Below are 12,665 nucleotides of genomic sequence, written 5' to 3' on the forward strand. Positions count from 1 at the left end.
ACAGGATAGCGTGCCCGCACACGTTATAACAGGCCAGATTGACCTTGGCCTTGCTTTGTGTAGGATGCGCCCAATGACCAATAGCTCCTGTACCGGTCGTGGCTTTATTTAAAGGGCCTCCACCTGACAGAGAGAGATCGTGGGAACGAGAGGAAAAATGAGCCTGTCCACCGATAATATCTCGGGCCTGATGGCCGGTAAGCGTGGCCTGATTATGGGCGTCGCGAACGACAAATCCATTGCTTGGGGCATTGCACGCGCTGCCGCTGCTGCTGGCGCTGAAGTTGCTTTTACCTATCAGGGTGAAGCACTGGAAAAACGTGTCCGTCCTTTGGCAAGCTCAGTTGGCAGCGACATCGTCTTGCCATGTGACGTGACCGATGCGGCCAGCATCGATTCCGTTTTTGACACGCTCAAGGAAAAATGGGGAAAACTCGACTTTGTCGTTCATGCCATCGGTTTTTCCGACAAGAACGAACTGCGCGGTCGCTATGTTGACACCTCGCTTGAAAACTTCACGATGTCGATGAACATTTCGGTCTATTCCTTTACCGCTGTTGCTCAGCGCGCGGAAAAGCTGATGACCGACGGCGGATCGCTTTTGACCCTGTCCTATTACGGGGCAGAAAAAGTCATGCCGCATTACAACGTGATGGGCGTTGCCAAGGCTGCCCTTGAAGCCAGCGTTAAGTATCTTGCCAATGACCTTGGCCCGGATCGCATCCGGGTGAATGCCATTTCAGCAGGTCCGATGAAAACCCTTGCTGCTTCGGGTATTGGCGATTTCCGCTATATCCTGAAATGGAACGAGTTTAACTCACCGATGCGTCGCAATGTGACGCTTGATGATGTTGGTGGTTCGGGGCTTTATTTCCTGTCGGATCTGTCAACCGGTGTGACGGGTGAAACCCACCACGTCGATTGCGGTTATCATACCGTGGGCATGAAACAGGCCGATGCACCTGACATCAATGTTCAGAAATCCTGATCTGAACATGATATGATTTTACGGGCCGCCTTTCGGGGTGGCCCGTTTGTCACTTTAATACGTTTTTCCGTACCCTTTGAATTCTGGATTTTGGCTTATGGCTGGCAACAGTTTTGGAACGCTTTTTCGCTTCACCACCTTTGGCGAAAGCCACGGCCCGGCCATTGGCTGCGTTGTTGATGGCGTCCCACCGCTGCTTGACCTGACCGAGACCGACATTCAGGACTTCCTTGAAAAACGCAAACCCGGTCAGTCGCGCTTTACCACCCAGCGCCGCGAACCTGATCAGGTCAAAATCCTGTCGGGGGTGTTCGAAGGCAAAACCACCGGCACCCCGATCGGCCTTCTGATTGAAAACGTTGATCAGCGGTCCAAGGATTACGGCGAAATTAAAAACCAGTTCCGCCCCGGCCATGCCGATTACACCTATTGGGAAAAATACGGCACGCGCGATTATCGTGGTGGCGGGCGCTCATCGGCACGTGAAACCGCCATGCGGGTTGCTGCCGGTGCGATTGCGCGTAAAATCCTGGGCGATGATATTAAAATCCGGGCCGCCTTGGTCAAAATGGGCACCAAGGAAATCAACCGCGATAATTGGGACTGGGACGAGGTTGATAACAACCCGTTCTTCTGCCCGGACCCCGACGCCGTCCCAGTATTTGAAGAATACCTTGATGGCTTGCGCAAGGATGGCTCATCGGTTGGGGCCGTGATCGAAGTTGTCTGTTCGGGTGTTCCCGTTGGGCTCGGCGATCCGGTCTATGACAAACTTGATGCCGATCTGGCCAAGGCAATGATGACCATCAATGCGGTCAAGGGCGTTGAAATCGGTAATGGCTTTGAAGCCGCCGAGCTGACCGGCATTGAAAATGCCGATGAAATGCGCCTTGGCGAAGATGGTAAGCCGGTATTTGGTTCCAACCATGCCGGTGGCATTTTGGGTGGGATTTCATCAGGCCAGGATGTTGTCATTCGCTTTGCCGTCAAACCGACCAGCTCGATCCTGACGCCGCGCAAAAGCATCGATATTTACGGCAAGGAAGTCGATATCGTCACCAAGGGCCGCCATGATCCGTGTGTCGGCATTCGCGGTGTGCCTGTGGGCGAAGCCATGGCCGCCATCGTTCTGGCCGATCACCTTTTGCGTCATCGCGGCCAATGCGATGGCTGGAACGCCAACAAGCATTTCCCAAGCTAAGGTCAGGACCGAACGCTTCCCTGTTCTGATTTCCGATCACAAACGGGTTTTTGCCACGTCTAGGTGGCATGAACCCAATTTTGCTCAAAACATTGATGTCACTTGCATCCTCCAACGCATCAGGCGCGCCTCGTGCTGCGGGGGGTATGGATGCGAATTTGCGCAATCGCACCGTTCTTTATCCCGATGAACCGGTCGATTTGCCGCGCTGGGGTATTTCCGCCCTGCCCTCGATGATCTTGGGCGCTGCGCCGCAAACGTGCCTGTTTGTGAATGATCTTTCTGTTGGCCCTGCCAGCACGGATCACGAGGCTGGCTCGGACAGCACGTCCGCTCATGACGATGCGGACCAAGCCAGTGAGACCGTCTCGTTCTCGCTTGCTCTTGATAGCCCCCCGGATAAGACAAGCGGGCTTACCGCGCGCAAGATCACGTGGCAGCTTTCCATGCCGATTGCTGGCTATCGCGACATTAGAACCAGCGCCAATAGCGCCAGTGTTCGCGCACCCGTCATTCGCACACGTATGCAATTGCGCGGCATTAACCGTGATGTTGAAATCGGACTTTTGGAAATGGCCGGCCTCGAACAGCCACTTTTGATCGGACAGGATACGCTCGGCGATCAATTCCTGATCCGCCCGGACCGGGCAAAAGACGAAAAACCGGCAACCCCGCCCTCTGCCAACCTGGCTGCGAACACACCCGAGGCTGCGTCAGACGACAAAGACAAAACTGCGCCCAAAGATGCCGCGCCACAAAACAGCGACATAACCCCATCGACACCGACAACACCTACTGACGTCGCACCTGTCACACCGCCTGTGTCCGATGCACAACCGCCGTCAGACACATCGACCGACGCCAAGAATGCCGACAGCGCCGTGACAGCATCCACACCCGATGCTTCCACACCAACCGCCGCTTCCCCAACGCCACCAGCGGCACCTGCCACGCCAGCACCGGCACCAACACCGCAACCAACACCATCCGCCGACGCGGCCAACGCACCTCAAGGCGCACCTGCGTCTGATCCAGCACAAGCAACGACAGAACACGCAACAGAGACACCCCCGTCTCCTGCGCCGCAAACAGATACCACGAGCACAGAAGCAAACACGTCCAACACCCCATCGCCCCAACCGACAGCTCCGGTCACACCACCGGCATCAAGCGAAACTCAACCCGAACCAAAGCCCGAAAACAGCTGACGTCAGCCGAAAAGAGACGTCAGCTTTAACAACAATCCTCCTCCCCCTAAACGCACTGCGCCGCCCATTTGGGCGGCGCTTTTGTTTGAAAGCCGGGTGAGAAACATAAAATCCACCCTTGCATCGGGATATTTTTCAAGATAATGTAAACATAGTTAACATAAGAAAATAGAGATGCAAACTTATGGGGAAATACCACCACGGTGACGTCCGCAATGTCCTGCTGCAAAAAGCCGAGAACATCCTGGTTGACGAAGGCCCGACCGGGCTTTCCCTGCGCCGTCTGGCCCGCATGACCGGTGTGTCGGAAGCCGCACCCTATCGCCATTTTGACGGTAAGGATGGCATTTTGGCGGCAGTGGCGATTTCGGCTTTTGAACGCTTTGCGCAAAAGCTTGAAGATGTCGCCGCGCGCATTGACACGCATGAAGATCGCATCATGGCACTCGGTGCGGCCTATGTCGGCTTTGCCATCGAACACCCCCAACATTTTCGTCTGATCTTTGGCCGCGAACGCCCGCCACTGGATCAATATCCCGAACTGCGTGATGCAGCCGACAATGCCTTTGATGTACTGCAACGCGCGGTGACATCGGTGGACCGCAAGGCCGAAATGACCCTGACCGAGGCCGCGACGGCCTATAACCGCGCCCTTGCCGCCTGGAGCCGCGCGCACGGCATCGCCATGCTGGTGATTGATGGCATGATTGCGCCCCCCGCCGACATCGAACTTGATGATTTTGTGTTGGGATTATTGGCCGAGGATTTAAACCGTACAGACGCCGCCTGATCGTGCAACGCAAAATTCTCGTAATGCTCATGTTGCTGGTTACAGCACACATTTTTGACCTTGGGACACACCATGGAATATTCCATTGTTAAGCTCGTGCACCTTTTGGGTGTTATCCTGTTTATGGGCAACATAATCGTTTCCGCCCTTTGGAAAACTCAGGCTGACAAGACCGGAAATCCTGTCGTGATCGCCTTCGCCTGCCGTCTGGTAAATATGACCGATCTGGCCTTTACCGCATTTGGTGCCGCCCTGATCATCGTCGGCGGGATCGGCCTGTTTCATGCCACCGGCATTGCCATTTCCGATGCGCCGCATTTGACGATTGGCATCAGTCTGTTTGGCATGGCGGCTGTTTTGTGGTTGGTCGGGTTACTGCCCCTTCAGCTGTATATGTCCAGAATTGCGGCCCAAACCGTTGCGAAAGGGCAGGATGTCATGCCTGCGGCTTACGATAAATGTCGCAAGCTCTGGGGCCTTGTTGGCTTCATCGCCACCGCCCTACCACTTGGCGCGCTGTATTTCATGATTTTTAGATGATGGGGTTCGTAACGCGGTGACGGGCAGCATCAAAGCCGCCACCGCGCAGTTCCACCATACGGAAAGACGTTTTATGTGATTGATCACTCTTCAGCACAGCCCATAAGATGCCGCCAACTGAAGAACCCTCAATCCACCGGAGACGCTGTTATGTTGATCATCAAACGCCTGTCGATCGAAGACGCCTACATCCTGATTGAAGGCGCACGTGCCCGTGCCACTGAAATCGGCGTGCCGATGTGCATCGCCATTACCGATGAGTCCGGTGTTTTGATCGCGTTTGAACGCATGGATGGCGGCAAGGTCACCAGCACGACGATTGCACAGGACAAATCCTTCACCGCATCGGGTGCCCGCAAGGCAACCCACGAATATGCCGCTGCCGCCCAGCCGGGCAAACCGGCCTATGGCATTGATTCAGAAATCGGCGGACGGCTTTCAATTGTTGCCGGTGGCCTGCCGGTCATGGTTGACGGCGATTGCGTTGGTGGTATCGGGGTCAGTTCGGGCACCCCCCCACAGGATCAGGATTGCGCACAGGCCGGGATTGATCATTTCCTGAAAAAAATCGGCAAGTAGCAGAAATGGAACAAGGTGCAGGTCGGCCTGAAATCAGGCCGATTTCCGCCCCCCAATCAAAAACTCAACATTGCCTTCCGGCCCGGTGATCGGGCTTGTCGCAATCCCCAAAACCTCCCAGTCCGGCAAATTGCCCAGCCACTCGGAAATCGTATCACAGACTTCCTGATGCAGCTCAGGCTCGCGCACGACACCCTTTTTGCCGACACGTTCCTTGCCAACTTCAAATTGCGGCTTGATCAGTGCAATCACATAGCCCCCCGGCTTGACCCGGTCCAAACTGGCTGGAAGCACGGTGCGCAGGCCAATAAAGCTGGCATCACAGACAACGATATCAATCGGGTCGGGAATATGTTCTTCGGTCAAATGGCGTGCGTTGGTTTTTTCCATGACAACCACCCGGTCGTCATTGCGAAGCTTCCAGTCAAGCTGTCCTTGCCCGACATCGACGGAATACACCTTTGCCGCACCATTTTGCAGCAAGACATCGGTAAAACCACCCGTCGATGATCCAACATCAACGCCAATAAAACCGGTCACATCAAGCTCAAAATGCGACAAACCCTTTTCAAGCTTGAGCCCACCGCGTGATACCCATGGGTGCGGCTGTCCGCGTAGGGTCACCGCAATGTCTTCCTTGCACTGCATGCCCGGCTTATCAAGCCGCTGCTCACCGCTAAAGACATTGCCTGCCATGATAAACGCTTGCGCCTTGGACCGGCTTTCCACCAGTCCACGTTCCACAAGCAACTGATCCAAACGTTTCTTTGCCATCAGCGGTTTTTAGCGCAAAGTGGAAACAAGGTCACGCTGGAAACGAAAAAGGTCGTATGAAACGTGAATAAACGCCTTGCTTTCAAACATTAATGCGTGAGAATACACACCTTAAGTGCATCATATTTTGACTAGAATCGAAACGATCAAACATTGAAAATTCTGTACCTTTCATCAAGCGCGGTACCGTCGGAAATGGCAAATGCTGTGCACGTCATGCATATGTGTGATGCCTTCAAGTCGCTTGGCCACAACGTCACGTTATTTTGTTATCGCGGCTCAAGTGATGATCCGTTTGCTTATTACAAAACAAAGAACAATTTTTATCTCGAACAAATCCGTAATAACCCGCTGCCGCTTTGTGGCCGCTTAATTGACTCTCTGCGCATTCGATACAGATACGGCAACCGTAGCGATTTTGATCTTTTTTATGGACGCAATTTGTTGGGTCTCTGGGCACTTCGCAATAATGGCACCCCCATCATTTATGAATCACACGCTGTACCGCCTTCGAACACACATACAAAGTTCGAAAAGGAAATCTTCCAATCACATAGCTTTAAAAAGCTGGTCGTGATTACGGAAAAATTGAAATCAAAATACCTTGAGATTTTCCCATTTCTTTCTGCCGACGACGTAACCGTAGCCCACGATGCCGCGAATATACCAACAGCTTCGCCTACGCCAAATTACGAGCAGAAAGATAAATTGCGTGTCGGCTATGTCGGGACTCTCAGCACCGGCAAAGGTGCTGAGATTGTCTACAATCTCGCAAAAGAAAACCCACAACACGAGTTTCATCTAGTTGGTTGACTGACCCCCGATTGCAAGCAAATCCTCGAGAGTGCTACATCAAACGTCTATCTTTACGGGCACCTTCCTCACCGCGAACTCGACCACATCTATCCAACATTCGACATAGCGCTGCTGCCCAACCAATCGACAATGCCCGTCGGAAACCGAGATATTGGTGCATGGAACAGCCCGATGAAACTATTCGAATATATGGCCTATAGCCTTCCGATTATTGCCTCTGACCTTCCCAATCTTCAGGAAATCATTACAGATCAGGAAAACGGACTGTTGGCGGTACACGACTCGGTAGAAGACTGGTTGACCAAACTTCAACAACTGGCCGACGATGCAGGGCTTCGTGCCCGCCTTGGCACACAAGCACTCCAAACATTGCGCAAAGGCCATACGTGGTCCGCTCGTGCAGAACAGGTTTTGTTGTAATGCCACTTCAGTCACGGTCTCTTTTGCTGGTACTATCCTGCTTATTTTTTGTGATGATTTTTGGCTGGAAAATTACGCCAGTTTTGGATCTATCTGTTCTAATTTGCCTACCTGTTTATGCCTATGCACTCTTCAGACCTCGCGACATACCAATACTGATATCCAAGTCAATCTGGATATCAGCAGCGATCATTACTCTAATCGCTTATAATGCTGGTCTATTTATGAGTAACGAGCCCGCATCTACTCAATGGATTTTGCGCACAATAAGAAGTGCTATAACCTTTGGTGCTGTATTTATTGTCATTGATGAATTTTACAAAAATAGAGATCTCCGCTACATCCGCCATATATTGATTTCTCTAGCAATCTCAATATCCGCTCATGCTTTAATTGCAAGTATATCTCAAATATCCGATGACTTCCGGTTGACATTGTACTCTTTGACGTCCACGGCAGAGTATGTAAATAAAATGACAATGATGATGGATAGCAGACCACTCGGCCTAACTTATAGTCTTTCACTCACGTCATTTCTGTACTTTGTAGCAATTTCTATTTTTGTCACACACCAGACTACTTCTTTGCCACAAAGAATAGTGACGTCTGTCCTCATTGCCATCAACATAATTGCATGCATATGGACCGCAAGAACAGGCATAGTTTTTCTCCCTCTTCTGATGCTGCTTTCCTACAAAAAAGTACTCCAGATGCGTACGGGCCAATTAATCCCTTTAACAATTACGGGGACCGCAATGATAGCAATAATTGCGGTCATTGTTGTATTAGGACCATGGCCTTTGCTGACCCATTACCAGAGAATACTTGAGATTTTCGTATTTCTAACCTCGCCTTCTCAAAGCGTATTTGGTCAACAGTTTATGACCATGTGGCATTTGCCAAACGACTTGGGGCAGTTGCTTTTGGGGAATTCACTAACTGGCCGAGAGGAAGGACATTACGTCGCTTCAGATGTCGGCTACATCCTGACAATCTATGGCATTGGGTTAGTTGGGCAACTCTTGATGCTTTTGCCGATTGTGATTGCCGGGTTTGCATCGTTTAAGCTGCTCAAAACGAAATCAGAATATGGGCTTCTAGCCCTCGTTATTTTGGGCAGCTATCTGATTCTGAACGTTAAGGAACTTGCCTTGATGACCCGGACAGTCTGGCCGGTCATTTGCGTCTTTATCAGTATTTCAATCTTGGAATATCAGGCAGAAAGAAACCGTCTGCATGAAAGCGACACCCCGTAACCAGCTGCTAGAAGACGCATTTTGGCTCCTTGGTGGCAACGTCATCAATGCTGGATGCCAGCTTGTCACCACACTTTTATTGGCAAGCATTCTGCCTGCATCAAGTTGGGGCGGCATTGCGGTTATTATTTCCTATGCTCTGATTATGGAGACACTGTTTTCGACAAAGAACTGGCAGTTGGTTTCATCACATGCCTACCCGCATCTAGATACAACCCCCAAACGGTTCAGCGCCCATTTTGGGGCCCTTTTCACGACCGAACTTACCAGCAACTTATTGGCCACTATGCTCGCACTAGCATTACTTCCAATGGCAATGGCTATGATGAACTTGCCCGATAGCTGGTATCTTGCCGGCAGCATTTACAGCATATCGATCTTGTTTCGCTTTTCGGGCAGTGCGGGTGCCATTCTGCGTCTTTCGAACAAGTATTTATGGCAGTCCATCCATGCCAGTTCACTCGGAGTAACCAGGCTTCTTGCAGTAGCACTTGTCTTACCGCAAACGCATAGTCCCACAATCATTCTGACCTGCTTAGCAATCATCGAGAGTATTTGGCATATTGGACTAACTACCGCGGCAACCGCGATATTGAAGCAAAAAGGCGTCGAAATTCGCGATTTGATGCGCAATACGTGGAAAAGGCTACAGCATCAAGATTGGAAACTTGTCGCAACGTCCCATTGCACCAACCTGTCAAAGGTTGCGACACGTGAACTTGATGTCTTATTTGTATCTGCCTTCTCCAGCCCGGAAATAGCTGGCATTGTAAAAGTCTATAAGTCGATTCTTCGCGCACTTCTTATTTTATCTGATCCGCTCGCAAATGCCGCATTCCCTAGGTTCATCAATTTTCAGGAAAGCAAAGACCCGCTTGGAAAAATCACCAAGCTTCTTCGAAAACTGATTTTGCTGGGAGCAACGATTTCAACGGTAGCACTAAGTGTTCTTACACTTTTGATTTATGCCTTTTGGGAAGATTACACACCACTTCCCTCCCCACTTGGTAGTGGATATTTCCTTGGCTATGCCATTGGCATCTGGATTGCGGTTGGACTTTTCTGTTTCCCGCCCGCAAACTTGGCCCTCAAACGCTATAGTTTTGCACTAAGGCTCAACATTGGCCTTGCTGCAACTTACCTCGTTGCCCTGACATGTCTAACGCCGTTATTTGGCGCTGCGGGTGCCGGGTGGACCTTTGCTATCATCCAAGTTCTATGGGCAATAGGGTATCTTGTCTCTTTCAAGCAACTCAGCGCTAAAACAATTCCCTAAACTGCGTCTAGCTCGCCAACGGCTCCAGATACCCGCGCGGGACAATCGCCAAAAGGTCATTCAACGCTTCACCCTGAACGGCAACATGCTGATGCATGAGCTTTCCGGCGGTCTGCGCATCGCCGGTCGAGATAGCGGTCAGAATATCTTCGTGCTCGGCATTTGATTTTTTGACACGGCCCGGACGATGGAGCTGCAAGCGTCGGTACGGTGCTAAACGGTTGCGGACATTCTTGGTCTGGCGTTCAAGGAAGCTGTTGCGGCACCCGGCATAGATCGCTTCGTGAAAACTGACATTGGCCTCGTAATAGGCATCCGCGTCGGCGTGCTCCTGAAGCGCATCACATGCCGCCGCCAGCTTGATCAGGTTTTCAATATCGACACGCGGCATGCGCCGTGCGGCAAGACGGGTACACATGGCTTCAAGTTCTGCCATGACTTCGAACATTTCGATCAACTCACCGACCGTGATGGCGGCAACAATGGTGCCGCGTCTTGGCATGGTTGCGACAAGCCCCGATCCGGCAAGCGTTTGCAGCGCTTCACGTACCGGCGTGCGCGAAACTCCGAACCGTTCGCTTAACGACCGTTCATCAAGTTTGTCCCCCGGTTTAAGAACACCGGTGACAATATCGCGCTCCAATTTCTGCACCAAATCGGTAGCAAGCTTTCCGTTCTGCGCCATCAACGCCCTCATTCAACAACCATTCACTGGTATACCAGAACACATAATCTGGCACTAATCAAAACCTTTTGGACGTCTGCTCAATGTGTTTTTGTGCTGCACTGCAAAAGTTATTTCCCGGTTTTCCGGGATTCCAGCGCAAACACTCAAGCGCGAGTTTGTGGCACTGCGAAACGCATCTCTGGTATACAAAATTGCATGGACAGGATGCCAGAAATCTGTAACGCTTTCTCTCAATGCGAAAACCGCATCAATAAAAAGACGCGTAAAAGCCCATTCAAATGCATTTAGAACGCATGCTTCATCCGGGAGGAAAAGATGAAGATTTTTAAGAAGACCCTTTCGGCGTCCGTCGCCGCCATTACCATGTCTGTTGCCGCTTTTGGTATGTCTGCATCAGCAGATGCTGAAACCCTGAAGCTGTCGCATCAGTGGTCCACCAGTGACATCCGTCACAAGGTTGCACAGATCGTTGCCGACGAAGTCAAAGCAGCCAACGTTGATCTGGAAATCCAGATTTTCCCATCAGGCTCGCTGTTTAAAGCGAAGGAACAGTGGACCCCGATGACACGTGGCCAGCTTGATATGATTGTTTACCCGCTGGCATATGCCGGTGGTCGCGTTCCAGCAACCAACCTGACCCTGATGCCGGCCCTGGTTAAAAACCACGACCATGCCAACCGCATCAACGAATCTCCGTTCATGGAGAAAATTGAAGAACTCCTGAACGAAGACGGTGTTGTCACGGTTGCCAAAGGCTGGCTCGCTGGTGGCTTTGCATCGACCAAAGGCTGCATCCGCAAACCTGCAGACGTAAAAGGCCTTCAGATTCGTGCGGCAGGTAAATCCTTTGAGCAGATGCTTGAAGGTGCCGGTGCGTCAATCGCCGCAATGCCAAGTTCGGAAATCTATCCGGCGATGCAGACCGGCGTTCTTGATGCAACCAACACAAGCTCATCAAGCTTTGTTTCCTATCGCATCTACGAACAGGTAAAATGCTATACTCCGGCCGCAGGCAATGCGCTCTGGTTCATGTATCAGCCGGTTCTGATGTCGAAGGCGAGCTACGACAAGCTGAACGACGCACAAAAAGAAGCGTTGGCAGCAGCTGCGAAAAAGGCAGAAGCCTATTACACCGCAGAAGGCAGCAAACAGGATTCTGACAGCATCGCGGTCTTTAAAGAAAACGGTGTTGAAATCGCAGAATTGAGCGACGAGGACTTCGCCGAATGGCAGAAACTTGCCATGGAAACTTCTTATAAGAAGTTCGTCGAAGAAACCCCGAACGGTCAGGAACTTCTTGATATGGCACTTGCCGTCAAGTGATCCGTCCGTGATGTGATTTGATAGTGGTGCCGGACGTTCCGGCACCACCCCATCATTTCCCAAAGAATATAAACAAACAGAACAATACGGTTCCGTCAGAGGAGTACGCGCGTGTCGAACGCCATGTCCCCGCACACACTTCCGATTGATCTGCCCGATGATTTCGCGCAGACACCAAGTGCGTCGCATTCCGTTAAATCCGATATGCCGCCCCCACCGGATGTCGAGCCGATCGATCCGCAAGATGCACAGGCAGAAGATCGTAGACGACCGCCCCAAGGGCCGCTTGATACGTTCATTGCCGTCATTCATTTTGCCTCAAGAGTTTGCGGTGTTGCCGCTGCTGCCATGTTTGCCTTGGCAATGCTGGTCATTTGTCAGTTGGTCTTCATGCGCTATGTGCTGAATGCCTCCACCGTCTGGCAGACCGAAGCCGTTATTTTCATGATGATTGGCGCCACACTTGTTGGCCTGCCCTATGTCCAGTTGATCCGCGGGCATGTGAATGTCGATCTTTTGCCGCTGTATCTTAAAAGCACGGCCCGCATGGCACTTGCCGTTGTGACCTTGCTGTGTGGCATGGGGATCAGCGCCCTGTTTGCCGTCTATGGTTTGGAATTGGTTGTCGAGGCATTTGAAGGTGGTTGGCTTTCTGAAACCATCTGGGCTGTGCCTTTGTGGAAACCATATGCCGCTTTGCCCATCGGGTTTGGCTTGCTGTTTTTACAGTTCCTTGCCGATTTCCTGTCCCTGATCACCCGCCGGTCGACACCGTTCGATCTGCGTGACGACGCATTCTAAGGAGG

At 51.6% G+C, this 12,665-nt stretch carries 14 protein-coding genes; 12 read left to right on the plus strand and 2 right to left on the minus strand.

The features are described 5' to 3' along the window. The first annotated feature begins 157 nt into the window (after positions 1-157). From fabI to AC0VXT_RS12545, 6 genes are all read left to right on the plus strand, one after another. Positions 158-988, plus strand: coding sequence for an enoyl-ACP reductase FabI (gene fabI, locus AC0VXT_RS12520; RefSeq protein ID WP_022733419.1), 831 nt, complete (start codon positions 158-160; stop codon positions 986-988). Positions 989-1,085: 97 nt separating this feature from the next. Continuing rightward, complete coding sequence (gene aroC, locus AC0VXT_RS12525) at positions 1,086-2,189, plus strand: chorismate synthase (protein ID WP_475545707.1); 1,104 nt, start codon at positions 1,086-1,088, stop codon at positions 2,187-2,189. A 68-nt stretch (positions 2,190-2,257) separates the two neighbouring features. Continuing rightward, positions 2,258-3,397 carry a hypothetical protein gene (locus AC0VXT_RS12530; RefSeq protein ID WP_475545708.1) on the plus strand — a complete coding sequence of 380 codons (1,140 nt, stop codon included), beginning with the start codon at positions 2,258-2,260 and terminating at the stop codon, positions 3,395-3,397. A 184-nt stretch (positions 3,398-3,581) separates the two neighbouring features. After that, the gene (locus tag AC0VXT_RS12535; RefSeq protein ID WP_475545709.1) at positions 3,582-4,187 is read left to right on the plus strand and encodes a TetR/AcrR family transcriptional regulator; all 606 of its coding nucleotides are present in this window, start codon (positions 3,582-3,584) and stop codon (positions 4,185-4,187) included. Positions 4,188-4,259: 72 nt separating this feature from the next. Continuing rightward, a complete protein-coding gene (locus AC0VXT_RS12540) occupies positions 4,260-4,727 on the plus strand; it encodes a DUF2269 family protein (RefSeq protein ID WP_475545710.1) in 468 nt (155 codons plus the stop codon). A 150-nt stretch (positions 4,728-4,877) separates the two neighbouring features. Further along, positions 4,878-5,306, plus strand: coding sequence for a GlcG/HbpS family heme-binding protein (locus AC0VXT_RS12545; protein WP_475545711.1), 429 nt, complete (start codon positions 4,878-4,880; stop codon positions 5,304-5,306). A 33-nt stretch (positions 5,307-5,339) separates the two neighbouring features. Here the strand turns inward: AC0VXT_RS12545 and AC0VXT_RS12550 are convergent, their stop codons facing one another. Then, positions 5,340-6,080 carry a TlyA family RNA methyltransferase gene (locus tag AC0VXT_RS12550; RefSeq protein WP_475545712.1) on the minus strand — a complete coding sequence of 247 codons (741 nt, stop codon included), beginning with the start codon at positions 6,078-6,080 and terminating at the stop codon, positions 5,340-5,342. 195 nt (positions 6,081-6,275) lie between these two features. Here AC0VXT_RS12550 and AC0VXT_RS12555 point away from each other — a divergent pair, with 195 nt between their 5' ends. Genes AC0VXT_RS12555 through AC0VXT_RS12570 form a run of 4 tightly spaced genes read left to right on the plus strand, consistent with a single transcriptional unit; the run spans position 6,276 to position 9,848 of the window. Further along, entirely contained in the window at positions 6,276-6,893 is a 618-nt protein-coding gene (locus tag AC0VXT_RS12555) for a glycosyltransferase (protein ID WP_475545713.1), read from the plus strand. 21 nt (positions 6,894-6,914) lie between these two features. After that, positions 6,915-7,316 carry a glycosyltransferase gene (locus AC0VXT_RS12560; protein WP_475548582.1) on the plus strand — a complete coding sequence of 134 codons (402 nt, stop codon included), beginning with the start codon at positions 6,915-6,917 and terminating at the stop codon, positions 7,314-7,316. After that, positions 7,316-8,572: a hypothetical protein gene (locus tag AC0VXT_RS12565; RefSeq protein WP_475545714.1), complete on the plus strand. Its 1,257-nt coding sequence runs from the start codon at positions 7,316-7,318 to the stop codon at positions 8,570-8,572. Before AC0VXT_RS12560 ends, AC0VXT_RS12565 begins: the two co-directional genes overlap by 1 nt. Beyond that, positions 8,553-9,848, plus strand: coding sequence for a lipopolysaccharide biosynthesis protein (locus AC0VXT_RS12570; RefSeq protein WP_475545715.1), 1,296 nt, complete (start codon positions 8,553-8,555; stop codon positions 9,846-9,848). Before AC0VXT_RS12565 ends, AC0VXT_RS12570 begins: the two co-directional genes overlap by 20 nt. A gap of 7 nt (positions 9,849-9,855) precedes the next feature. Here the strand turns inward: AC0VXT_RS12570 and AC0VXT_RS12575 are convergent, their stop codons facing one another. Continuing rightward, entirely contained in the window at positions 9,856-10,533 is a 678-nt protein-coding gene (locus tag AC0VXT_RS12575) for a GntR family transcriptional regulator (RefSeq protein ID WP_022733412.1), read from the minus strand. A gap of 318 nt (positions 10,534-10,851) precedes the next feature. Here AC0VXT_RS12575 and dctP point away from each other — a divergent pair, with 318 nt between their 5' ends. Then, on the plus strand, positions 10,852-11,859 hold the full coding sequence (dctP, locus tag AC0VXT_RS12580) for a TRAP transporter substrate-binding protein DctP (protein WP_101303564.1): 1,008 nt from the start codon (positions 10,852-10,854) through the stop codon (positions 11,857-11,859). 111 nt (positions 11,860-11,970) lie between these two features. Beyond that, positions 11,971-12,660 (plus strand): TRAP transporter small permease, encoded by a 690-nt coding sequence (locus AC0VXT_RS12585; protein WP_276653960.1) that lies wholly within the window; start codon positions 11,971-11,973, stop codon positions 12,658-12,660. Positions 12,661-12,665 lie beyond the last annotated feature (5 nt).

The organism is Thalassospira sp. Z349TD_5, from assembly GCF_056173045.1.

Bases quoted from the DNA above. Each gene is read 5' to 3' on its own strand.
- fabI (WP_022733419.1), top strand. From the start codon at position 158: ATGAGCCTGTCCACCGATAATATCTCGGGCCTGATGGCCGGTAAGCGT.
- aroC (WP_475545707.1), top strand. From the start codon at position 1,086: ATGGCTGGCAACAGTTTTGGAACGCTTTTTCGCTTCACCACCTTTGGC.
- AC0VXT_RS12530 (WP_475545708.1), top strand. From the start codon at position 2,258: ATGAACCCAATTTTGCTCAAAACATTGATGTCACTTGCATCCTCCAAC.
- AC0VXT_RS12535 (WP_475545709.1), top strand. From the start codon at position 3,582: ATGGGGAAATACCACCACGGTGACGTCCGCAATGTCCTGCTGCAAAAA.
- AC0VXT_RS12540 (WP_475545710.1), top strand. From the start codon at position 4,260: ATGGAATATTCCATTGTTAAGCTCGTGCACCTTTTGGGTGTTATCCTG.
- AC0VXT_RS12545 (WP_475545711.1), top strand. From the start codon at position 4,878: ATGTTGATCATCAAACGCCTGTCGATCGAAGACGCCTACATCCTGATT.
- AC0VXT_RS12550 (WP_475545712.1), bottom strand. From the start codon at position 6,080: ATGGCAAAGAAACGTTTGGATCAGTTGCTTGTGGAACGTGGACTGGTG.
- AC0VXT_RS12555 (WP_475545713.1), top strand. From the start codon at position 6,276: ATGGCAAATGCTGTGCACGTCATGCATATGTGTGATGCCTTCAAGTCG.
- AC0VXT_RS12565 (WP_475545714.1), top strand. From the start codon at position 7,316: ATGCCACTTCAGTCACGGTCTCTTTTGCTGGTACTATCCTGCTTATTT.
- AC0VXT_RS12570 (WP_475545715.1), top strand. From the start codon at position 8,553: ATGAAAGCGACACCCCGTAACCAGCTGCTAGAAGACGCATTTTGGCTC.
- AC0VXT_RS12575 (WP_022733412.1), bottom strand. From the start codon at position 10,533: ATGGCGCAGAACGGAAAGCTTGCTACCGATTTGGTGCAGAAATTGGAG.
- dctP (WP_101303564.1), top strand. From the start codon at position 10,852: ATGAAGATTTTTAAGAAGACCCTTTCGGCGTCCGTCGCCGCCATTACC.